Below are 21,850 nucleotides of genomic sequence, written 5' to 3'. Positions count from 1 at the left end.
GCAGATGGCGAGCGAATGGCAGGATGCATTGGCAAGGGCGCGGGCGGAGGCGCCGTTCCTGCGCCGCGCGCTCGAGCGCCAGCCCGAACTTGCCGACCTGCTGGAGCGGGGCGAAGGCGACGCCGCGCTCGAATGGGCGCGGCAGGCTGGCGACAATGCCGGTTCGGTCGGCTCGGCACTACGGCGCGAGCGGCTAGCCTATGCGACAGCGCTGGCGGTGGGCGATCTGGCGGGCGACTTCCCGCTCGACCAGGTCATGGTCGAACTGTCGGACCTGGCCGACCGCGCGCTCGACTTCGCGATCAGCGAAGCGATCACGCGGCGGGTCGAAAGCGGCGATCCCAACGGCATGATCGCGCTGGCGCTGGGCAAGCATGGCGCGCACGAGCTCAACTACTCCTCGGATATCGACCCGATCCTGCTCTACGATCCGCAGACCCTGCCGCGGCGCGAACGCGACGAGCCGGGCGAGGCGGCGCAGCGATACGCGCGCGAAGTGGTCAAGCTGCTGTCCGACGTGACCGAGGAAGGCTACGTGTTCCGCGTCGACCTGCGCTTGCGCCCGGCCTCGGAAGTGAGCCCGCTGGCGATCTCGTGCAATGCCGCGCTGACCCATTACGAAAGCTCGGCACTGGCGTGGGAGCGCGCCGCCTTCATCCGCGCGCGTGCGGCGGCGGGCGATGTAGAGGCGGGCGAGAACTTCCTCGCGGCGATCCGCCCCTTCGTCTGGCGCAGCAGCCTCGATTATGGCGCGATCGAGGAAATTCGCCGCCTGACGACGCGTATCCGCGCCAATTACAAGGGCCCGGTCGAGGTCGGCCCCGGTTTCAACCTCAAGCATGGGCGCGGCGGCATTCGCGAAGTCGAATTCTTCGCCCAGACGCACCAGCTGATCCATGGCGGGCGCGACCATTCGCTGCGGCTCAGGGGCACGCGTGCGGCGCTCGATGCGCTGGCAGCCGCCGGCCGGATCGCGGAGGAAGAGGCGCGGGTGCTGGGCGACGCCTACGACCGGCTGCGCGTGGTCGAGCACCGGTTGCAGATGGTGAACGATCGCCAGACGCACGCCCTGTCCGAGGGCGAAGCGCTCGATGGCGTGGCGCGTCTCGACGGACTCGAGGACGGCGCGGCGCTGGTTGCCGAGCTGACCGAGCTGACCGATCGCGTCGCGCGCATCTACGACACGCTTATCGCCGAAGAGGATGCCTCGCGCCCGGTCCCCGTGCGCGCCGAGCCACTGGCAGCGCGGCTCGATGAGCTCGGCTTCGACGATCCCGCGCGGCTGGCGGAGCGCATCACCGGTTGGCGCGACGGCCGCTATCGCACCTTGCGCTCGTCGGCGGCGCTGAGCGCGTTCGACGCCATGCTGCCCAACCTGATCGAGGCGCTGGCCGAAGCGGACGATCCCGATCGCGCGATCATGCGGTGGGAGAACGTGCTGGCGAGCGCATCCTCCGCCATCAACCTCTTCCGCCTGATCGAGGCGCGCCCGGCGCTGCTCGACCAGCTGGTCGCGATCCTCACGCTCGCCCCGACGCTGGCCGACGAGCTGGGGCGACGGCCCGAACTGCTCGACACGCTGATCGATCGCACCGCGCTCGACCTGCCGGGCACGGTCGAACAGCTCGCGGCGCGGATGCGCGGAGGCGATGCGGGGGGCGATTACGAGCGCCAGCTCGACCGGATCCGCGTGATCACCGGCGAGGTGCGCTTCGCCATCGGGCTGCAGATGATCGAGGCGGTGCACGATCCCCTCGCCATCGCCGCGGCACTCTCGCGTACGGCCGAGGCGGCGCTGCAAGTCGCGCATGATGCGGCCGAGGCGGAATTCGCGCGCCAGCATGGCCGGATCGTCGGCAGCGAACTGCTCGTGTTGGGCCTGGGAAGGCTGGGCGGCGGCGCGCTGACCCATGCCTCCGACCTCGACATCATCCATATCTTCACCGGGGATTCGAGCGCTGAATCGGATGGCCCGCGCCCGCTCGGGGGCACGCTCTACTACAACCGCCTGGCGCAGCGCGTGGGCGCGGCGCTTTCGGTGCCGACCGCGCATGGCGCGCTATACGAGGTCGATACGCGATTGCGGCCGCAGGGTGCGCAGGGGCCGCTGGCCGCTTCGCTCGAAAGCTTTGCCAAGTACCAGCGCGAGGCGGCGTGGACCTGGGAGCATATGGCGCTGACGCGCGCCCGCGTGCTGGTCGCGAGCGACGCTGCCCGCGTCGAGCTGCAGTCGATCATCGACGAGGTCTTGCGGCAGGAACGCGATCCGGTGGAGCTGCGCGCCGATGTGCTCAAGATGCGCGCCGAGATGGCGCAACACAAGCCGGCGCAGGGGCCGCTCGACGCCAAGCTCGCGCGCGGAGCGCTCGTCGATCTCGAGTTCTTGATCCACTTCCTGCAATTGCGCGAGCGGACCGCGTTCACGCCCGATCTGGGCGAGGCGATCGCGCAACTTGGCCGGAAAGGCTTCCTGCCCGAGAGCCTGGTCGAAGCGCACGCGCTGATGACGCGGCTGCTGGTTGCCGGGCGATTGCTGGCGCCGGATCTGCAGCGCCCCTCACCGGCGGCGGCGCTGGCGCTGGCGCGCGCCTGCCAGGTCGAAAGTTTCGATGACCTCTTGCAATTTTTCGGCGAGGCACGCCAAGGGGTCGCTGCAACCTGGGCCGACACCTTCGGCGAAGCACTGGAGATCGAAAGATGAGCAGCAAGCTCGCAGCGGGCGACGCCATGCCCGATGTCGCGATGGAAACGCCCGATGGGGGCACTGTGAAAGTGTCCGACTTCAAGGGACAGAAGCTGGTGCTGTTCTTCTACCCCAAGGACAACACGCCCGGCTGCACCACCGAGGCGAAAGACTTTACCGCGCTCAAGCCGCAATTCGACAAGGCGGGCGTGGCGCTGCTGGGCGTGAGCAAGGATTCGCCCAAGAAGCACCAGAACTTCATCGCCAAGCACGATCTCACGACGCCGCTCGCCACCGATGCAGAAACGGGCGGACTGTCGGATGCGATCGGGATCTGGACCGAGAAGCAGAATTACGGCCGCACCTATATGGGCATGGTCCGCACGACCTATTTGATCGACGCCAAAGGCAAGATCGCGCAGGTGTGGAACAAGGTGCGGGTGAAGGGTCACGCCGAAGAGGTGCTCGCGGCCGCGCAGGCCTTGTGACTTCTGCCTGACGCCAACCCGTCGCCAGCCATGACCTCCCTGGCCTCCGCCATCCGTGCCGCATTGCTGACCGCCGATCCGCGCGCAAAGTGCTTTGCTGCGCGCAAGCTGGCGCGCGACTGGCGCCTGGGCAGGCTCGAGTGGCAGTTTGACGTCACCATGCCCGACCAGCCGGCCCGTCCGGAGCGGCCCGAACTGTTGCCTCCCGGCCAAATGCCCAAGCGCGGCAAGGGCGGTTCGGAGCGCGGCCGGATCGCGCTATGGCATGCGCTGGCGCATATCGAATTCGTCGCCATCGACCTCGCGCTCGATATCGTGGGGCGCTTCGGCGCAGAGATGGGGCGCGAGTTTGCCGACGATTTCCTCGCGGTCGCGGCGGACGAGGCGATGCATTTCGCATTGCTCGCCCGCAAGCTCGAATCGCTCGGGAGCCATTACGGCGCGCTCCCCGCCCATGCCGGACTATGGGAGGCGGCCTACGAGACACGCCACGATGTCGCGGCCCGGCTGGCGGTGGTGCCGATGGTGCTTGAGGCGCGCGGGCTTGATGTCACGCCGGCAACGATAGAGCGCGTCCGGGCGCAGGGTGACGTGGGCGGTGGAAAAATACTCGCGCGAATCCTTGACGACGAAATCCGCCACGTCGGTTACGGCGCCAAGCACTTTGTCGCATGGGCTGAGGCGCGCGGCGAATCCCCTCAGAAAGCTTGGAAAAAACTGGTTGAGCGGCACTTTCGCGGGCAGCTGAAGCCGCCATTCAACGACTCGGCGCGTCTCGCAGCCGGTCTATCGCGCGACTATTACGCGGGTATTGCTTCGTAAAGATTTCGCCCGATAACTCGCAAACACACGAGGCGCTGAAAGGTTCCAACGGACTTTTTGGCAGAAAATGAGGCTTCCACTTCAGCCGCTAGGGGGTGGTCACGGGAGCCTCGATAAAACGGATCGCGAGGCGCGAAAGCGCCCACAACAAGGACGGGTCATTGTTTCTAACGCAAACCATGCGAAAGGGCTTGCAGGTCGTTGCCATCGTCGCAGCAGGCTTCGCCTCAATCGCAGCAACCCCCGCAATCGCCAATTCATCTGCCGCTGCAGTCGACGTGACTGAGCCCGTGCGCGAAGCGCAGGCAGGCAATGGCGTCGCGGGCGATGTTCGTTTCCAGCAGCTATTCGCCAAGTGGGAAGCGCTCGACAGGAACGGTCCCAATGGACCGGCCAACACTTCCACCGTGTCGATCCCTTCGCGCATGCCGCTCGAGGGTTCGAAGCTGACCAGCGACTATGGCATGCGCACCCATCCGGTGCTTGGCGGCCGTCGCAATCACAAGGGCGTCGACCTTGCCGCACCGACCGGCACGCCGGTCTATGCGACCGCTGACGGCATCGTTGGCCGCGCCGACTGGTTCTCGAGCTATGGCCTTTACGTCCAGATCGAACATGGCGCGGATCTCGAAACCCGCTATGCCCACATGTCGCGGCTCGCGGTTTCGGCCGGCGAGCGCGTCAAGAAGGGCGACATTATCGGCTACGTCGGTTCGACTGGACGTTCGACCGGCCCGCACCTGCACTACGAAGTTCGCATCGACGGCGCTGCGGTGAACCCGATTCCCTACATGGTCGAATCGGAAGCGCAGCAGGCCTTCGCTCTCGCCACCGGTCAGGGTGGCCAGGGCGGCGACTGATCGCCGATCACAAGTTCCCGCCTGGAAGCGGGTACGGACATAGGAGAGGATGTCCGGTTACGGCGGCGGGGGTTTCCCCGCCGCCTTTTTTCTTGTCCCGCTTTTTCCTTGTTCTGGCCTCGATCCTGTTTAGGTTTCTCTCCAAAACCAGTCGCGAAAACCGGCGACAATCGAGAGAGGCCGAATGCATCCGATCCAGCACGCGCAGACCCGCCCCGACCACCCCGCCGTCATCATGGCAGGGTCGGGCGCCATAATGACCTATGGCGAGATGGACGAGGCGGCCAACCGTTTCGCCCATCTCCTGCGCGCACGGGGCATTGGGCGTGATGGCGCCTTTGCGGTGCTGCTCGAAAACCGCATCGAATTCTTCACCCTGATCTGGGGCTCCCAGCGCGCCGGCACCATGCTGGTGCCCATCTCGACACGCCTGACCGCGCCCGAGATTGCCTATATCTTGCGCGACAGCGGCGCAAAGCTGCTCATCACCTCGCCCAAGTTTGCCGAAGTGTTGCTGGGTATCAGGGAGGAATGCCCCGATCTCGACGTGCTGGTGATGGATCAGGGCGGGGCGGAGGATTTCGCCGCCGCGCTCGACGCCCAGCCGGGCGAGCCTATTGCTGACCAGACCGCTGGCGCTGTCATGCTTTATTCCTCCGGCACCACCGGCAGGCCCAAGGGCATTCGGCCCAAGCCGCAGGCGGATCCCGATCCGCAGGCAGTCGTTCCGCTGATGGCGGTGGCGACGATGGGCGCGGGCATGCCGGCCGACGGGTCGATGGTCTATCTCTCGCCTGCGCCGCTCTATCATGCGGCGCCGATCGGCTGGTGCGGCCTCGTCCAGCGGCTCGGCGGGACGGTGGTGATGATGGAGAAATTCGATCCCGAACTCGCGCTGTCGACGATCGAGAAATACAAAGTGACCGACAGCCAGTGGGTGCCGACCCATTTCGTCCGCATGCTTCGCCTCGATGACGCGATCCGCACGAAATACGACCTCTCGACCCACAAGCGTGCGATCCACGCTGCCGCGCCGTGCCCGATCCCGGTCAAGCAGGCGATGATCGAATGGTGGGGGCCGATCATCATCGAATATTACGCCGGGTCCGAGAGTATCGGCATGACCATGGTGCACAGCCCCGACTGGCTTACTCATCCCGGTACAGTGGGCAAGGCGATCTATGGCAAGCTGCATGTCTGCGGACCCGACGGCGAGGAGCTGGCCCCGGGCGAGGACGGTCTGATCTATTACGAGAACGACATCCTGCCGACCTATCTCAACGATCCCGAGAAGACGCGCGAGGCTATGCATGACAACGGCTGGATGACGCTGGGCGACATCGGCCATCTCGACGAGGACGGGTTCCTCTACCTGACCGACCGCAAGAGCCACATGATCATCTCGGGCGGCGTCAACATCTACCCGCAGGAAGTCGAGAACCTGCTCGTCAGCCATGAAAAGGTGATGGATGCCGCGGTGATCGGCGCGCCCGATCCCGACCTGGGCGAGAAAGTCGTCGCGGTCGTCCAGCCGGTCGACATGGCTATCGCTGGCGAAGCGCTCGAACAGGAACTGCGCGACTATCTCAGCCCGCAGCTGGCCCGGATAAAGATGCCCAAGCTGTTCGATTTCCGTCCCGATCTTCCGCGCGAGGCCAATGGCAAGCTCTACAAGCGCGAACTGCGCGACGAGTTCGCCGCGAAAGCCCAGGAGCAGGCCTAGTGCCGGGCGACGCCGTCCTCCCGCCTGAAACCGCGCGCGAGGTGATCGACCCGCACGCCTATGCCCAGTGGGACGATTTGCTCGACACCTTCGACCGGCTGCGGGCAGAAAGCCCCGTCGCCAAGGTCGTGGCGGAAGATGGCGAGCTGTTTGATCCCTTCTGGCTGGTCACCCGCTACGACGACGTGATGCGGATTTCGAAGGACAACACGACCTTCCTCAACAACCCGCGCCCGGTGGTGTTCAGTTTCCGCAAGGCGATCGAGTTCTCGCGCGCCGCCACCGGCAGCGACATCCTGGTCGATTCATTGGTGGTTTTCGACGCTCCGATCCACCCCAAGTACCGCCGGCTGACGCAGGACTGGTTCATGCCGCGCAACCTCGCGCGGATGGAGGAGGAGATCCGCGGCATCGCCAATGCAACGGTGGACCGACTGGTTGCGGCCTGCGCCGCGGGTGAAATCGTCGATTTCTGCAAGCTCGTCTCCGCGCCCTATCCGCTCCATGTGGTAATGCAGATCCTCGGCGTGCCCGAGGAGGACGAGCCGCGCATGCTGATGCTGACGCAGCAGATGTTCGGGGGGCAAGATGCCGATCTGTCCGGCTCGGGCATGGAGAACATGACCCAGGAACAGGTCATCCAGCTCGTCGCTGGCGCGGTGAAGAGCTTCGAGGACTATTTTGCCGGGATCGCCGCCGATCGCCGGGCCCATCCGACCGACGATGTCGCCAGCGTCATCGCCAACGCCACGGTCGACGGCAAGTCGCTGCCCGAACGTGACATGGCGGGCTATTACATCATCGTCGCGACCGCCGGCCACGACACCACTTCGGCGAGCACCGCCGGCGCAATGCTCGCATTGGCGCAGGACCCGGAGCAATGGGCGCGGGTCAAGGCCGATCGCTCGCTGTTGCCGGGGATCGTCGAGGAAGCGATCCGCTGGACCACACCGGTCCAGCATTTCATGCGTACGGCGGCGGAAGACGTTGAGCTGGGTGGGCAGCAGGTGAAGAAGGGCGACTGGCTGATGATCAACTATGTCGCCGCCAATCACGACCCGGCGCAGTTCGACAACCCGCGCAAGTTCGACGCCTCGCGTTCGCCCAACCGCCATCTCGCCTTCGGCGCCGGGGCGCACCAGTGTCTCGGCCTCCATCTGGCGCGGATGGAGATGAAAATCCTGTTCGAGACCCTGCTCGACCGGATCGACAGCATCGAACTGGCGGGCGAACCGCGGCGGGCGACCTCGACCTTTGTCGGCGGGCTCAAGACCTTACCTGTGCGCATCCAAGCCCGCTGATCCGCGCTGCCTGCGACCGGATCGCGCGGCAGGTCGGAAAATCATTCGCTTGCAGGGGCTTGGCCGTTCGCTAGAACCGGCTCGAAGGGGAAACGCCGGATGAGACTTGGCTGGGATGAAATCGCGCGCCGCGCCAAGGCATTCAGCGAGGAATGGCAAGGCGCCCATTATGAAAAGGGCGAAACCCAAAGCTTCTACAATGACTTTTTCGAGATATTCGGGATCAAGCGCCGCACGGTCGCGGTATACGAACAGCGGGTAAAGCTGCTCGACAACAAACAGGGTTTCATCGACCTGTTCTGGCCGCGAACACTCCTGATCGAACAGAAGAGTGCCGGGTTGAAACTGGGGCGCGCGCAGGGCCAGGCGCTCGATTACCTGCACGGCGTCCATCCTACCGAACAACCTCGCTGGATTCTGACGTGCGATTTCCAGAGGTGGGACCTGCTCGATCTGGAAACCGGCAAAGAGCTCAAGTTCGCCCTTGCCGACCTTTACAAGCACGTGACCGCCTTCGATTTCATGCTTGGGCGGCGCGTCAGCTTCGAGCGGCAGGAAGCGGTCACGATCAAGGCCGCCGAGCTGATGGGCAAGATCCACGATGCGCTGGAGGAAAACGGCTATGTCGGCCACGACCTCGAACGCTTCCTCGTCCGCCTACTGTTCTGCATGTTCGCCGACGACACCGGCATCTTCCAGCCCAAGGACATCTTCCTCCAGCTGGTCGAGAACGACACCTTCGAGGACGGCAGCAATGTCGGCCGCGTCATCAACGAACTGTTCGAGGTGCTCGACACGCCCGAGGACAGGCGGCAGTCTAGCCTGTCGGGCGAACTGAGCCAGTTTCCTTACGTCAACGGCCGGCTGTTCCGCGAAAACCTACGCACGCCGATCTTCGATGCGAGAATGCGCGAACACCTGCTCGATGCATGCCGTCACGACTGGTCTGCCGTCAGCCCGGCGATCTTCGGCAGCCTGTTCCAGAGCGTGATGGACGCGAAGGAACGCCGCGCGAAGGGGGCGCACTACACCAGCGAGGAAAATATCCTCAAGGTGATCGGGCCGCTGTTCCTCGACGATCTGCGCGAGGAATTGGAAGGTCTGAAGGCGCGCAAAACCGCCAAGGATAAGCTACTGCTCGAATTCCAGGCGCGTCTGTCGCGGATGCGCTTCCTTGATCCGGCGTGCGGTTGCGGCAATTTCCTCGTCATCGCCTATCGCGAAGTGCGGCGGCTCGAACTGGAATGCCTGCAGGAGCTTTACGGCGACCAGCGGATCGATGCCGAACTGATGACCCGCGTCACGGTCGACCAGTTCTACGGCATCGAGTACGAGGAATTCCCGGCGATGATCGCCGAGGTCGCGATGTGGATGGCCGACCATATCGCCAACAACGAGATCAACGAGGCTTTCCGCCTCAACTACGCGCGCATTCCGCTGACCGGCGGTGCGACGATTCGCCACGGCGATGCGCTGGAGGTGGATTGGAACGAGGTGCTGCCCGCTGGCCAGTGCAGCTACGTGATGGGTAATCCGCCCTTCATTGGGCAAAGTTATCAGTCCAAGGTTCAGCGAGAGCAGATGTCCCGGGTAATCGATGCTGACTCGGGTCGTGCGGGTTCGCTCGATTATGTGAGTGCATGGTTTCTCACCGCTGGTGCCTATATTCAAAACAATCATCGAATTCGCATCGCCTTCGTAGCGACCAATTCGATCACTCAGGGCGAACAGGTGGCGCAGCTATGGCCGTTGCTGTTCGACCGCTACGGGCTGGAAATCGCCTTTGCCCACCGCACCTTCAGCTGGGGCAGCGAAGCGCGCGGCAAGGCCCAGGTGCATGTGGTGATAATCGGGCTGACGCACCGTGATTTTGAACCGAGTGAAAAGCGGTTGTTCAGCTATCCCGATATCAAGCGCGATCCTGTCGAAAGCCGCCACGGCGCACTGACCGCCTATCTGTTCGATGCGATGCGGGCTAATCAGCATTTGGTTGTGCGGGATACGCGCAAACCGATATCGGCTCCCAAGGCTATGAGAATGGGGAGCAAGATCGTCGATGGCGGACACTTGATTTTTGAGCCAGGCGAACGGGAGGATTTTCTGCAAGCCGAGCCAGAAGCGAGGCAGCATATGGTCCCGCTCGTGGGCTCTTACGAATATATCAATGGAACCATCCGGTGGATTCTTTCGCTTGATAGCGTCCCACCTAGCAAGCTCAGGTCCATGTCGCACGTCGTCGAGCGGTTGAAGAAAGTTACCGAATTTCGCAAATCGAGCAAGAAGGCGGCGACACGGAAGCTAGGTGATTTCCCGACGCGTTTTGAAGTTGCGACGATCCCCGGCGATAGCTTTCTCGTTTTTCCTGAAGTGAGTTCCGAACGACGTGATTACGTCCCTATTGGCTGGCTTGAGCCGCCGACAATACCATCAAACCTAGTTCAGACGTTCGTCGATGCCACTCTCTACGATTTCGCCATCCTTACGAGCCGCGCGCATATGGCGTGGCTCAGCCATATCGGGGGTCGGCTTAAAAGCGATTATCGTTACTCAATCGGTCTCGTCTACAACACCTTCCCCTGGCCCGAATCCTCCGACGTGCAGCGCGAAAAGATCGAGCAACTGGCGCAGGCCGTGCTCGATGCCCGTGCGACGCATCCGACCTCCAGCCTCGCCGATCTCTACGATCCCGACACGATGCCTGCGAATCTGCGCAAGGCGCACAAGGCGCTCGATGCCGCTGTCGATAGCCTCTATCGCCGCGCTCCGTTCAACAGCGATCGCGACCGGGTGGAGCACCTGTTCGGTCTCTACGAAAAGCTGGTGAACCCGCTCTCCGGCGCTGCCAAGGCGAACCAGCGCACTCGCCGCCGCGTCGCCCGCAAGGTACGGAAGTAAGAGACGCTCCGCTTTTGGCGGGGCTGTAGCATCCGCGCTACTTCAGCAAACGCTCGGCGATCCTGCGTACCTCGGTCCCCATGTCCTCACGTTCGAGCGCCAGCGCCAGCGTCGCCTCGACGAAGCCGGTCTTGCTGCCGCAGTCGTAACGACGCCCGTCGAAAGTCACCGCGTGGAACGCCTGCTGGCCAATCATCTTGGCCATGGCGTCGGTCAGCTGGATTTCGCCGCCGGCACCCTTCTCCTGGTCCTCGAGCACTCTCATCACTTCCGGTTGCAGGATGTAGCGGCCCGAGATGATCTTGTTGGAGGGGGCCTGCTCGACCGGCGGTTTCTCGACCAGTCCCGTCACCTCCGTCAGCGCGCCCTCCACCTTGCCAGGTGCGATCACGCCGTAGCTCGATACCTCTTCGCGCGGGACCTCCAGCACGCTGATCAGATTGCCTCCGACCTTCTCGTAAGCGTCGACCATCTGTTTCATGCAGCCGGGCTTGCCGATCATGAGCTCGTCGGGGAGGAAGATGGCGAAGGGTTCATCGCCGACGATGGCGCGGGCGCACCAGATGGCGTGGCCGAGGCCCAGCGGCACCTGCTGGCGCACGGTGATGATATCGCCGGGGGTGGCGCGGGTTGGTTCGAGGACGCCCATGTCCTTGCCGCGATCGCTCATCGTGGCTTCGAGTTCGAATGCCATGTCGAAATGCTCGACGATCGCGGTCTTGCCGCGCCCGGTCACGAAGATCATCTGCTCGATCCCCGCCTCGCGCGCTTCGTCGACGGCATATTGGATCAGCGGGCGATCGACCACCGCCAGCATTTCCTTGGGAATGGCCTTGGTCGCCGGCAGAAATCGCGTCCCCAGCCCGGCGACGGGGAAGACGGCTTTACGGATAGGTTTGTGTGCGTTCATGGGAACTTGCGATAAGGCCGCGCGATTGGTTCGGCAACAGGGATGGACCGGTTGGCGCCGAGTTGCAGTTGCCAGCCGGTGTAGATGGGGTAAGGGCAATCCATGGATAAACTTGTAATTCGCGGTGGCAATCGGCTGGAAGGGACGATTCCCATTTCGGGCGCCAAGAACGCTGCCCTGACGCTGATCCCCTGTGCCTTGCTGACCGAGGAACCGGTCACTCTCAGGAACCTGCCGCGGCTGGCCGATATCGACGGCTTCCAGCACCTGATGAACCAGTTCGGCGTGACGACAGTGATCCAGGGAACGCGGCCGGAGGATTTCGGCCGGGTGATGTCGCTCGAGGCAACGCGGATCACCTCGACCGTCGCGCCCTACGACCTGGTGCGCAAGATGCGCGCCTCGATCCTCGTGCTCGGCCCGATGCTGGCGCGGATGGGCGAAGCGACCGTCTCGATGCCCGGGGGGTGCGCGATCGGAAACCGCCCGATCGACTTGCATCTGAAAGCGCTGGAGGCGTTCGGCGCCGAGATCGAGCTGGCGCAAGGCTATGTGAAGGCCATGGCACCCGACGGCGGCCTGCCAGGCGGGGAATTCGATTTTCCCGTGGTCTCGGTTGGGGCGACCGAGAACGCCTTGATGGCCGCCGTGCTTGCGAACGGGACCTGCCGCCTGTTCAACGCGGCGCGCGAACCGGAAATAGTCGACCTCTGCAATCTGCTGGTGGCGATGGGGGCCGAGATCGAGGGCATCGGCACCTCCGATCTGATCGTCCACGGGGTCAAGCGGCTTCACGGCGCGACCTACAAGGTCATGGCCGACCGGATCGAGGCCGGCTCCTACGCCTGTGCCGCCGCGATCACCGGTGGCGCCATCCGCCTCGAGGGCGCCAAGGGCGACGAGATGGCAGCGACGATCCACGCGCTGCGCAATATCGGGGTCAATATCGAGGAAGACGCCAAGGGGATTACCGTAAGCTCCAATGGCGCTACCCGAGCGACCAATCTGACTACCGCGCCCTATCCCGGGCTGGCCACCGACATGCAGGCGCAGCTGATGGCGCTGCTGTGCAAGGCCGAGGGCACCAGCGTGCTCAAGGAGACGATTTTCGAGAATCGCTACATGCACGTGCCCGAACTGCGGCGCATGGGTGCGGATATCGAAACAGAAGGTCGCACGGCTATCGTCAAGGGCGTCGAGCGCCTAACCGGTGCCGAAGTGATGGCGACCGACCTGCGCGCTTCCTTCAGCCTTGTGCTGGCAGGGCTCGCGGCCGAAGGCGAGACAACGGTGCGTCGCCTCTATCACCTCGACCGCGGTTACGAGCGGCTCGAGGAGAAGCTGCAGCTGGTCGGCGCGGATATCGAACGGGTCGGCGACGACTAGGCATTCGCTTTCGGACCTTTCGGCAGCCTCGTCCGTTGAAGGGGCAAGAAAGGAATTTTCCGATGCTTATCAAGATGCTCGGCCTGGGAGCCCTCGGCTATCTCGGCTATCGCTATTACGAGAAGAACAAGGGCGGCCATGCCGCTTTTGCCGGCAACCAGCCTCAAGGAAGCCACACCGACGTTCGCGATGCCGGGCCTGAAGCCATGCGCGACAAGCCCGCGGGCGAATGGGACAAGACCGACGAGGAAAGCGACGAGAGCTTTCCCGCCAGCGATCCGCCAGCCAACTACTAAGCGATTAAAGCGCTAATCCAGGGGCGGCTCCTTCGCGGGGCCGCCCTTGGCGTATCTGTCGACCAGCCAGATGCGGATCGCGCCCGCCAATCCCGGCGGAGTGTCCGATGCGATGCGTTCCTCGTCGATTGCGGCGACTAGGGCGTTGATCGGGAGGCCCTGTTCCTCCGCAGCCTCGCGCAGCATATCCCAGAAGATCGGCTCAAGGCTGATCGAGGTCTTGTGCCCGGCGATCTCGACCGAACGCTTGACAGGAGGGTGGTAGGGCGGCGGCATCTGCCAGGCATTCTAGCCGGAAAGTGCAGACTGCACATCGCTTACCCGCAGGATTCCGGGAAAAATTCGCACTCGGCCTACTTTATGGTCAGTTTCGTTAACTTGCAGGCCAACCTGATGGTAGGGACGCCAGACGGCGGCGCCCCTTGCCTCAATACATGTGCTGGCCGCCGTTGATGCTCATGGTCGAGCCGGTGACGAACCCACCTTCTTCGGCGCAGAGGAAACTGACCCCGCGGGCGATTTCTTCGGCATGACCCAGCCGGCCCACCGGGATCTTGGCGACGATCTTTTCGAGAACCGGCTCGGGCACGGCGGCAACCATGTCGGTATCGATATAGCCCGGCGCGATCGCGTTGACGGTCACGCCGAACTTCGCGCCTTCCTGCGCCAGCGCCTTGGTAAAGCCGTGAATGCCGGATTTGGCTGCGGCGTAGTTGACCTGGCCATATTGGCCGGCCTGCCCGTTGATCGAGCCGATATTGACGATCCGGCCCCAGCCCCGCTCGCGCATGCCCGGGAAGCAGGCCTTGGCCATGTTGAAGCAACCGCCGAGGTTGATGCGCATGACCTCGTGCCAGTCGTCGTAGGACATTTTGTGCAGCGTGCCGTCGCGCGTGATCCCGGCGTTGTTCACGACCACATCGATCGGGCCAACCTCTTCTTCGATCTTCTTGCAGCCTTCAAGGCACGCCTGATGGTCGCCCACGTCCCATTTGTAGCTAGCGATTCCGGTGTCGGCCTTCAGCTGGTTGGCGGCAGCATCATTGCCGGCGTAATTGGCCACGACGGTAAACCCGTCCGCCTGCAGCCGTTCGCAAATCGCGCGGCCGATCCCGCGAGTCCCACCCGTAACAACTGCAACACGCGCCATAAGTCACTCTCCATACATAGGCTTTTCCCATGGACTAGCGGTGCCGTAGCGTAAATGGAATGAAAAACCCCGCCGAAGCGGGGTGGGGCATACGAATGTATGAGGCGATCAGACGGAAACCGCTCTAGAATCGAATTTGCGTGCCGACATAGACAGCCTGATTGTCGGCCTTGGCATCGGTGAGCGGAGCGAGGCGATCGCGCTCTTGCGACAGGCGGACACCAGCCGTCACGTTGAGGTTGCCGACCACGCGATAGGAACCGCCAAGATCGACGGTGGAGGTGCCGAGCCCCTCGAGCGTCCCGGCCGTACGACCAGTCTGCCCTTTTTCTTCCAGCGCGATGCGCGGTTGGAAGCGGCTTGGCTTGTCGGGAGCGGTCGGACCGGCAGGCTCGAACTTGGAAAGATCGGGCATATCGATCTTGCGCACGGTATCGGGCAGGGCAACAGGCCGCGCGAAGCTCTGGTAACCGCGAGCCAGCCCGAGGTTATACCGCGCCGGAGTAATCGCGGCGATGCCCTTGGCCGCGCCGGGCGCAGATTCAATCGACTGACGGACCGAGATCGCCTGGGCTACGTCGCTATCGACGCGCACCGCGACGGTTACCGTGCGATCGCGCCTGGTCGCAGTCCCAGCAGGAGTGAACCGCAGCTTAGGGTCACCGATCTTGGCTGCCACGCGGCGCGCGAGCTGGGGATCGACCGAGGCCGGCGTGAAAATTCCGAAGTCGGCCCGCGCCGTAGTCTCGCCATTTGCCAGCGCCAGCGCGGCAAGTCCGGCCGAAGGAATTGCAAAGGCGATACCGACGCCGGCCAGCAGCAAGGGCAGCCGGAGCGCCTTTCCTGCCTTGGATGCCTTGCGTGCCATCACGTTTCGTCCATTCCCACTACGGCGAATCATCGCCACTTCCTATGCGGACTCTGGCTGAACTGTGCCTGACCGTTGTGCAGTTGGCGCAGGACACCTGAGTCGATAATTTCAAACAATAGAATCGCTTGCGCCAGCCGCGCAATCAATTCTCGCATTTATTAGGCCTTGCGCAAGAATCTGTTGCACAGGCTCAACAGAATCGATTCGGGCCGGCACGATTCGAATGCTTCAGCAGATCTTCCCGTCCATTCAGCTATGGTAAACTGCAGGACCGCTTGAGAAATCGGGGCATGGAATACACCATTCATGGCCGCAGCCTGCGTCTCACGCCTTGCCGCTTGCGTCGGGGCGGTTATAGAGCGCAATCACAGATTTTGACTGAGGACCACTACCGATCATGAGCGCCGTGAAATTCTCGACCTTCCGCCCGGCCCGCTTCGCGCTTGTCTGTGCTGCTCTCGCTACGCTCGCAGCCTGCGGTGGTCGCGATCGTCCGGTAGCAGATCTTGCCGCGTCGCAGATCACCACGATCGGGGTCAATTCCTACCTGTGGCGCGCCGCGCTCGAAACCGTCAGCTTCGCGCCGCTGGTGCAGGCCGACAGCGCCGGCGGCGTGATCATCACGGACTGGTACGCCAACCCGAGCAATCCGGGCGAGCGGGTCAAGGTGACTGTGACCATCCTCGACCAGGATCTCCGTGCCGACGCCATTCGGGTGGCCGCCAGCCGCCAGGTCGCACAGGGCAACGCTTGGGTCGACGCGCCGGTGCAGGCGGCGACCGTACAGAAGCTCGAAGACATTATCCTGACCAAGGCGCGCGACTTGCGCCGCCAGGCTGTGGCTTCCTGATCCAACTTTCCCTAACGGGGATAGCATGACCGATACGCGTTTCGATCCGTCCACGGCCGACGGTCGCTGGCAGCGTGCCTGGGAAAAAGCGGGCACGTTCGAGGCAGACAGCAACTCGCCCAAACCCAAGAGCTACGTCCTCGAGATGTTTCCCTATCCCTCGGGGCGCATCCACATCGGCCATGTGCGCAACTACACGATGGGCGACGTGCTGGCCCGTTACAAGCGCATGCGCGGTTTCGAAGTTCTTCACCCGATGGGATGGGACGCCTTCGGCATGCCAGCCGAAAACGCCGCCATGGAAAAGGGCGTCCATCCGGGAGGCTGGACCCGCGCCAACATCGAACACATGAAGGCGCAATTGAAGCGCATTGGATTTGCGCTCGACTGGTCGCGCGAACTGGCGACCTGCGAGCCCGAATACTACGGCCATGAGCAGGCGCTGTTCCTCGATCTCTATGAGGCGAGGCTGGTTTACCGCAAGGAGAGCGAGGTCAATTGGGACCCGGTCGACATGACGGTGCTCGCGAATGAGCAGGTGATCGACGGCAAGGGTTGGCGCAGCGGCGCCGAGGTCGAGAAGCGCAAGCTCAACCAGTGGTTCCTCAAGATCACCGATTTTGCCGAGGAGTTGCTCGAGGGGCTGGGCGATCTCGAAGACTGGCCGGAAAAGGTCAGGCTGATGCAGGAGAACTGGATCGGCAAGAGCCAGGGCCTCGAATTCAGCTTCCAGCTTTCGAACGGCGAGACCTTGCCGGTTTACACCACGCGGCCGGACACGATTTTCGGCGCGAGCTTCGTTGCAGTCGCTGCCGATCATCCGGTGGCGCAGGCCGTCGCGGCGCAGAACTGCGACGCAGCCAAATTCATCGAGCAATGCAAGCGCGGCGGTACGACCGCAGCCGAGCTGGAGACGGCCGAGAAGCTCGGCTTCGATACCGGCATCGGCGCGGTGCACCCATTCACCGGCGAGCATCTGCCTGTCTACATAGCGAACTTCGTGCTGATGGACTACGGCACCGGAGCGATCATGGCGGTGCCCGGCCACGACCAGCGCGACTTCGAGTTCGCCAGCAAGTATCGGCTACCCATCCTGCGGGTGGTGGCGCCCGATATGGATCAGGCCGACCGGCCGTTCGGGACCGAGGCCGAGCCGGGCGACGGCGTTTGCGTGAATTCCGATTTCCTCGACGGAATGGCTGTCGAGGACGCCAAGACGGAAGTGATCGCGCGTGCCGAGCGCGAAGGATGGGGTCAGGGCACGACCGTGTGGCGCCTGCGCGACTGGGGCGTCAGCCGCCAGCGCTATTGGGGCACGCCGATCCCGTTCATCCATTGCGACAAGTGCGGCGTCGTGCCGGCGCCCAAGGCAAGCTTGCCGATCACCCTGCCCGAAGATGTCGACTTCCAGACGCCCGGCAATCCGCTGCTGCGCCACCCAAGCTGGAAGCACGTCGATTGCCCCAAATGCGGCGGCGCGGCCGAGCGCGAAACGGACACGCTCGACACCTTCGTCGACAGTTCGTGGTATTTTCTGCGCTTCGCCAGCCAGCCCGACGACAAGCCGTTCGACAAGGACGAAGTCGCCAAGTGGCTCCCGGTCGAGCAATATATCGGCGGGATCGAGCATGCGATCCTGCACCTGCTCTATGCCCGGTTCTGGACCCGCGCGCTGGCGCACATGGGCCAGATCGATCTCGCCGAGCCCTTCGCTTCGCTGTTTACGCAGGGCATGGTCACGCACGAGCTCTACTCGCGCCGATCGCCGGAAGACGGGCGGCAGACCTATTTCAGTCCTGCCGAAGTCGAGCGTCGAAGCGACAGCGCGATTCTCAAGGAAGACGGCTTTCCGGTCGAGATCGGCCGGGTCGTCAAGATGTCCAAATCGAAGAAGAACACGGTCGACCCTGACGACATCATCGATCGCTTCGGTGCCGATGCCGTGCGCTGGTTCATGTTGTCCGACAGCCCGCCCGAGCGCGACCTGCCGTGGTCGGTCGCCGGGATCGAGGGCTGCGGTCGCTTCGTTCAGCGTCTGTGGCGCCTGTTCGAAAGCGTCGACGACGCGGCCCAGGGCGAGGACATCGCGCTTGAACGCAAGGCACATCAGGCGATCAAGGCGGTCGCCGAGGATATCGAGGCGCTCTCGTTCAACAAGGCCGTCGCCCGCATCTACGAACTCACCGCCGCGGCAGAGAAGGCGCCGTCGAGCGCCTCGCGCAATTTCGCCATTCGCTCCGTGATGCTGTTGTCAGCACCTATGATGCCGCACCTCGCGGAAGAGGCCTGGGCCAAGGCAGGGGAGTCGGGCCTGATCGCAAACGCCGCCTGGCCCGAAGTCGACGAAGCCATGTTGGTCGAAGATGAGGTGACGATCGCCGTCCAGCACAAGGGCAAGCTGCGCGATACGCTCACTGCGCCCAAAGGTTCGTCGAAAGAAGACCTCGAGGCGCTTGCACTGGCGAGCGAGAAGGTCCAGCGTTCGCTCGACGGGGCAGAGATCCGCAAGGTGATCGTAGTGCCCGACCGGCTGGTGAATATCGTAACCTGATGCGTTCTGCCTTCGCCCTTTTCCTGTGTGTCGCGCTCGCCGCTTGCGGCCTTCAGCCGATGTATGCGGGAGGCAACCGGGCGGATGTGGCACAGGGGCTGGCAGCGGTAGAGGTCCCTGCTATTCCGGGGAGGGCGGGTTGGCTGGTGCGCAATGCGCTGGTCGATCGCCTCGGCGTCGCCGGCAATGCCGACGCCCGCTATCGGCTCGATGTCCGGCTCGACGATTCGCTCGAAGGGCTTGGGGTTCTGGGTGACGATACGATCAGCCGCGAACGCCGCATCTTGCGCTCGCGCTACCAGTTGATCGAGCTTGCGAGCGGCGAGATCCTGCTCGATGCAAGCGCCGGAAGCGATGCAGGGATCGATGTGGTGAGTTCTGAGTATGCGACAATTGCCGCCGAGCAGACAGCACTCGAAAACCTCGCCAGCGATCTTGCCGACCGAATGGTCCGCCGCGTTGCCTTGCGGCTGCGTCAGGGTGTCGAACCCGAAGGCCCGGGCGATGGGGAGAACCTCGGCCAGTGAAGGCGACCCAGCGCGATTTCAGGCAGGTTTCGCAGCGCGCGGCAGAGCAGTGTTCGACCTTTTTCTTTTGCGGTCCTGACGAGGCGGGGGCAGCGGCCGCAGCGGCGCATCTGATTACGCTTCTCGACGATCCCGGCGAGCGGGTTGAAATGTCGGGCGCCGACCTGCGGCGCGATCCGGTTATCCTGGGCGACGAGGCGCGCTCGGGCTCGCTGTTCGGAGACACGCGCTACATCTATGTCCGCGCGAATGGTGATGAGGCGCTCGACGCGATCGGCAACCATTTGCTGGCCGAGGGCGAAGGCTGCCCGGTGATCGTCGTCGCCACGAGCGCAACCGACAAGTCACGCACGGCAAAGCTGCTCGAGAAGCGCAAGGATGCGCTCGTCGCCATGTTCTGGCCGCCCGACCTCGCGACGGTTTCGGCGAACGTCCGGCAAATGGCTGATGCTGCGGGTCTTCGGCTCAATGGCGACCTGGCGGAACGGATCGCGCGAGGGGCCAATCTCGATGTGCGTCTGGCGCAATCTGAGGTGACCAAGCTTGCGCTCTATTGCGATGCCTCGCCGCAATCGCCCAAAACCGTCGAGGCGGCGGATCTCGAGGCGATTGGTGCCGCGACCGAAGAAGACGGCTTCATGCCGCTGGTCAATGCGGTGCTCTCCGGCGAGACTGGCAAGCTGGGCCGCGAACTGGCGCGCATGCGCGAGCATTCCATGAACCCGGTCGGCCTGCTGCTGGCGATCGAGCGCCGCGCGGCGCAACTGGCGCAGATCACGGCGAAGCTTGGCCCACGCGGCTCGCTTGAATCCATGAACAAGGGCGAGAAGGCCCAACTGGGGATCTTCTGGAAGGAAGAGCGCGAGATCCGCAACCAGTTGACGCGTTGGCGCGGGGACCGGTTGGAGCGATTGGGGCCGCGTCTGATCGAATTGCATCGGGCGCTCATTACCAACAGCCAGGCGGCGGAAACCCTGCTGGCTCAAGACCTTGTCGAGATCGCCCGCTTCGCCTCGCGCCGCTAAGCAGTTGGAATCAGTAGATTCATCAACAGTTTCGGCGCCTCGCTCGCTCCACAAACCAGGTATTTGCGCGTAATTCGGCTCCAGCGAAGTAGCGGGTCGAGAAATGAACAAGCCGGTTGCCGACCTCACCCGCGCCATCAGGGCGCATGACACGGAAATCCCCGTGGCATCGTCGCTTGAGCAGCGGCGGCTCCGACTTTATGCCGCCTTGCTGTTCGGCGATGGCGCGCTGCTCCTGCTCGGTTTCGCGATCGCGGGTCTCGCCTACGAAGGCGCATGGCTCGAACCGAGGGCGATGAAACAGGGGCAATTGCTGATGCCGCTGTTCTACACCATCGCGCTCTACAATCGCACCTATTGCGCCCAGGCTCTGACCGATTGGCGCTTTGCCATCGGCAAGGCGGCCGTCGCGCTCATGATTGGCGCCGGGCTGCTCAACTTCATCGCATTCTACCTCAAGACCAATGCGACTTTCTCGCGCGGGAGCTTCACGCTTGGCTTGGTCTTCACATTCATCCTGATCGCCGGCTCGCGGCTCGGCGTGACTTGGCTCGTTCGATCCATCTGGGGAGGGCGAGTGCGCAATTGCCTGGTCATCGACGATGGCGGTCCCGAATTCTCCGAACGGGACTCCGACCGCGTCAGTACGGCGTCGATGGATATCGATCCGTTCAGAAACGATCCGCAGATGCTCGATCGCCTGGGTCGCTTGTTCGCAGCTCGCGATCGGGTCGTGGTCAGTTGCCCGCACGAAAGACGCGGCCAGTGGGCCCTGCTCTTGAGGTCGATCGGCGTACATGGCGAGGTGGTCAGCGCCAGTGCCTATGAACTCGGCGCTGTCGGCGTGCGACGTCATGAAGATCAGGGCGTGGCGACGTTGGTCGTCTCGGTGGGCAAGCAAGGCCTGCGGGCGCGAACGATGAAGCGCGTCTTCGACCTGGCGGTGGCCGCTACTGGGCTCGTGCTGCTTGCGCCTCTGCTGCTGGTCGCGGCGCTGTTGATCAAGCTCGAAGACGGCGGCCCGGTGCTGTTCGTGCAGCGCCGCATGGGCCAGGGGAACCGCTTCTTCTCGATGTACAAGCTACGCACCATGCGTGAGGACGGCCGGGACGCAGAGGGAGCGCGTTCGACGCGCGAGGATGATCGCCGGGTGACTCGCATCGGTCGGTGGCTCAGGCGCAACAGCTTCGACGAGCTGCCCCAGCTATGGAACGTCATCCGGGGTGAGATGTCGATCGTCGGCCCGCGTCCGCACGCGCTGGGAAGCCGGGCGAATGACAAGCTGTTCTGGGACATCGACACCCGCTACTGGAAACGGCATTCGCTCAAGCCGGGACTGACGGGTTTGGCGCAGGTCCGCGGGCAAAGGGGCAGCACCTGGGAGGAAAAGGACCTCACCGACCGGTTGCAGTCCGATCTTGAATATATCGCGGCATGGTCGATCTGGCGCGACATGCTGATCGCGTGGCGCACGCTCAGCGTACTGCGCCACGAACGCGCCTACTGATCCTC

General features: G+C 63.7%; 18 protein-coding genes. 14 read left to right on the top strand and 4 right to left on the bottom strand.

Annotated features, from left to right (window positions below):
- Nucleotides 1-4 precede the first annotated feature (4 nt).
- The 7 genes from glnE to P7228_RS05415 all read left to right on the top strand — a co-directional run bounded on the left by glnE (nt 5) and on the right by P7228_RS05415 (nt 10,772).
- Nucleotides 5-2,701, top strand: a complete 2,697-nt coding sequence (gene glnE / locus P7228_RS05445) for a bifunctional [glutamate--ammonia ligase]-adenylyl-L-tyrosine phosphorylase/[glutamate--ammonia-ligase] adenylyltransferase (protein WP_278017201.1) — start codon at nt 5-7, stop codon at nt 2,699-2,701.
- Nucleotides 2,698-3,171 (top strand): peroxiredoxin, encoded by a 474-nt coding sequence (locus P7228_RS05440; RefSeq protein ID WP_278017200.1) that lies wholly within the window; start codon nt 2,698-2,700, stop codon nt 3,169-3,171. Before glnE ends, P7228_RS05440 begins: the two co-directional genes overlap by 4 nt.
- Before the next feature lie 30 nt (nt 3,172-3,201).
- The gene (locus P7228_RS05435) at nt 3,202-3,993 is read left to right on the top strand and encodes a ferritin-like domain-containing protein (RefSeq protein WP_278017199.1); all 792 of its coding nucleotides are present in this window, start codon (nt 3,202-3,204) and stop codon (nt 3,991-3,993) included.
- 179 nt (nt 3,994-4,172) lie between these two features.
- Nucleotides 4,173-4,853, top strand: coding sequence for a M23 family metallopeptidase (locus tag P7228_RS05430; protein ID WP_278017198.1), 681 nt, complete (start codon nt 4,173-4,175; stop codon nt 4,851-4,853).
- Between the two features lie 184 nt (nt 4,854-5,037).
- Nucleotides 5,038-6,576 (top strand): acyl-CoA synthetase, encoded by a 1,539-nt coding sequence (locus P7228_RS05425; RefSeq protein WP_278017197.1) that lies wholly within the window; start codon nt 5,038-5,040, stop codon nt 6,574-6,576.
- Nucleotides 6,576-7,877: a cytochrome P450 gene (locus P7228_RS05420; RefSeq protein ID WP_278017196.1), complete on the top strand. Its 1,302-nt coding sequence runs from the start codon at nt 6,576-6,578 to the stop codon at nt 7,875-7,877. The genes P7228_RS05425 and P7228_RS05420 overlap by 1 nt, the downstream gene beginning before the upstream one ends.
- Before the next feature lie 99 nt (nt 7,878-7,976).
- On the top strand, nt 7,977-10,772 hold the full coding sequence (locus P7228_RS05415; protein ID WP_278017195.1) for a DNA methyltransferase: 2,796 nt from the start codon (nt 7,977-7,979) through the stop codon (nt 10,770-10,772).
- 37 nt (nt 10,773-10,809) lie between these two features.
- Here the strand turns inward: P7228_RS05415 and galU are convergent, their stop codons facing one another.
- Nucleotides 10,810-11,682: a UTP--glucose-1-phosphate uridylyltransferase GalU gene (gene galU / locus P7228_RS05410; RefSeq protein ID WP_278017194.1), complete on the bottom strand. Its 873-nt coding sequence runs from the start codon at nt 11,680-11,682 to the stop codon at nt 10,810-10,812.
- 102 nt (nt 11,683-11,784) lie between these two features.
- Between galU and murA the strand changes: the two genes are divergently transcribed.
- Together murA and P7228_RS05400 are read left to right on the top strand one after the other, a co-directional pair.
- A complete protein-coding gene (gene murA, locus P7228_RS05405; RefSeq protein ID WP_278017193.1) occupies nt 11,785-13,068 on the top strand; it encodes a UDP-N-acetylglucosamine 1-carboxyvinyltransferase in 1,284 nt (427 codons plus the stop codon).
- 62 nt (nt 13,069-13,130) lie between these two features.
- Nucleotides 13,131-13,364 (top strand): hypothetical protein, encoded by a 234-nt coding sequence (locus P7228_RS05400; RefSeq protein ID WP_278017192.1) that lies wholly within the window; start codon nt 13,131-13,133, stop codon nt 13,362-13,364.
- 12 nt (nt 13,365-13,376) lie between these two features.
- Here P7228_RS05400 and P7228_RS05395 read toward each other — a convergent pair whose 3' ends face one another.
- The 3 genes from P7228_RS05395 to P7228_RS05385 form a co-directional block, all read right to left on the bottom strand.
- Nucleotides 13,377-13,640, bottom strand: a complete 264-nt coding sequence (locus P7228_RS05395) for a ribbon-helix-helix domain-containing protein (protein ID WP_278017191.1) — start codon at nt 13,638-13,640, stop codon at nt 13,377-13,379.
- A gap of 151 nt (nt 13,641-13,791) precedes the next feature.
- Entirely contained in the window at nt 13,792-14,514 is a 723-nt protein-coding gene (gene phbB / locus P7228_RS05390) for an acetoacetyl-CoA reductase (protein ID WP_278017190.1), read from the bottom strand.
- Nucleotides 14,515-14,638: 124 nt separating this feature from the next.
- Nucleotides 14,639-15,382 (bottom strand): hypothetical protein, encoded by a 744-nt coding sequence (locus P7228_RS05385; protein ID WP_278017189.1) that lies wholly within the window; start codon nt 15,380-15,382, stop codon nt 14,639-14,641.
- 400 nt (nt 15,383-15,782) lie between these two features.
- Here P7228_RS05385 and P7228_RS05380 point away from each other — a divergent pair, with 400 nt between their 5' ends.
- The 5 genes from P7228_RS05380 (at nt 15,783) to P7228_RS05360 (ending at nt 21,845) form a co-directional block, all read left to right on the top strand.
- Nucleotides 15,783-16,235 (top strand): DUF3576 domain-containing protein, encoded by a 453-nt coding sequence (locus P7228_RS05380; RefSeq protein ID WP_278017188.1) that lies wholly within the window; start codon nt 15,783-15,785, stop codon nt 16,233-16,235.
- A gap of 25 nt (nt 16,236-16,260) precedes the next feature.
- Entirely contained in the window at nt 16,261-18,786 is a 2,526-nt protein-coding gene (gene leuS, locus P7228_RS05375; protein ID WP_278017187.1) for a leucine--tRNA ligase, read from the top strand.
- Nucleotides 18,786-19,313, top strand: coding sequence for an LPS assembly lipoprotein LptE (lptE, locus tag P7228_RS05370; RefSeq protein WP_278017186.1), 528 nt, complete (start codon nt 18,786-18,788; stop codon nt 19,311-19,313). The genes leuS and lptE overlap by 1 nt, the downstream gene beginning before the upstream one ends.
- Nucleotides 19,310-20,338 carry a DNA polymerase III subunit delta gene (gene holA / locus P7228_RS05365; RefSeq protein WP_278017185.1) on the top strand — a complete coding sequence of 343 codons (1,029 nt, stop codon included), beginning with the start codon at nt 19,310-19,312 and terminating at the stop codon, nt 20,336-20,338. Before lptE ends, holA begins: the two co-directional genes overlap by 4 nt.
- A gap of 103 nt (nt 20,339-20,441) precedes the next feature.
- The gene (locus P7228_RS05360) at nt 20,442-21,845 is read left to right on the top strand and encodes a sugar transferase (RefSeq protein ID WP_278017184.1); all 1,404 of its coding nucleotides are present in this window, start codon (nt 20,442-20,444) and stop codon (nt 21,843-21,845) included.
- Nucleotides 21,846-21,850: the final 5 nt, after the last annotated feature.

The sequence above is a fragment of the Altererythrobacter sp. CAU 1644 genome (assembly GCF_029623755.1).
Taxonomy (GTDB): Bacteria; Pseudomonadota; Alphaproteobacteria; order Sphingomonadales; family Sphingomonadaceae; genus Erythrobacter; species Erythrobacter arenosus.
Note: the sequence above shows the minus strand (reverse complement) of the source record. Positions and strands in the feature narration are given on the sequence as shown.

Excerpts from the sequence above, each read along its gene's own strand:
- phbB (WP_278017190.1), bottom strand. The coding sequence starts at position 14,514 with ATGGCGCGTGTTGCAGTTGTTACGGGTGGGACTCGCGGGATCGGCCGC.
- P7228_RS05400 (WP_278017192.1), top strand. The coding sequence starts at position 13,131 with ATGCTTATCAAGATGCTCGGCCTGGGAGCCCTCGGCTATCTCGGCTAT.
- P7228_RS05380 (WP_278017188.1), top strand. The coding sequence starts at position 15,783 with ATGAGCGCCGTGAAATTCTCGACCTTCCGCCCGGCCCGCTTCGCGCTT.
- P7228_RS05395 (WP_278017191.1), bottom strand. The coding sequence starts at position 13,640 with ATGCCGCCGCCCTACCACCCTCCTGTCAAGCGTTCGGTCGAGATCGCC.
- P7228_RS05385 (WP_278017189.1), bottom strand. The coding sequence starts at position 15,382 with ATGGCACGCAAGGCATCCAAGGCAGGAAAGGCGCTCCGGCTGCCCTTG.
- P7228_RS05430 (WP_278017198.1), top strand. The coding sequence starts at position 4,173 with ATGCGAAAGGGCTTGCAGGTCGTTGCCATCGTCGCAGCAGGCTTCGCC.
- glnE (WP_278017201.1), top strand. The coding sequence starts at position 5 with ATGGCGAGCGAATGGCAGGATGCATTGGCAAGGGCGCGGGCGGAGGCG.
- murA (WP_278017193.1), top strand. The coding sequence starts at position 11,785 with ATGGATAAACTTGTAATTCGCGGTGGCAATCGGCTGGAAGGGACGATT.
- leuS (WP_278017187.1), top strand. The coding sequence starts at position 16,261 with ATGACCGATACGCGTTTCGATCCGTCCACGGCCGACGGTCGCTGGCAG.
- P7228_RS05435 (WP_278017199.1), top strand. The coding sequence starts at position 3,202 with ATGACCTCCCTGGCCTCCGCCATCCGTGCCGCATTGCTGACCGCCGAT.
- P7228_RS05360 (WP_278017184.1), top strand. The coding sequence starts at position 20,442 with ATGAACAAGCCGGTTGCCGACCTCACCCGCGCCATCAGGGCGCATGAC.
- P7228_RS05440 (WP_278017200.1), top strand. The coding sequence starts at position 2,698 with ATGAGCAGCAAGCTCGCAGCGGGCGACGCCATGCCCGATGTCGCGATG.
- galU (WP_278017194.1), bottom strand. The coding sequence starts at position 11,682 with ATGAACGCACACAAACCTATCCGTAAAGCCGTCTTCCCCGTCGCCGGG.
- P7228_RS05425 (WP_278017197.1), top strand. The coding sequence starts at position 5,038 with ATGCATCCGATCCAGCACGCGCAGACCCGCCCCGACCACCCCGCCGTC.
- lptE (WP_278017186.1), top strand. The coding sequence starts at position 18,786 with ATGCGTTCTGCCTTCGCCCTTTTCCTGTGTGTCGCGCTCGCCGCTTGC.
- P7228_RS05415 (WP_278017195.1), top strand. The coding sequence starts at position 7,977 with ATGAGACTTGGCTGGGATGAAATCGCGCGCCGCGCCAAGGCATTCAGC.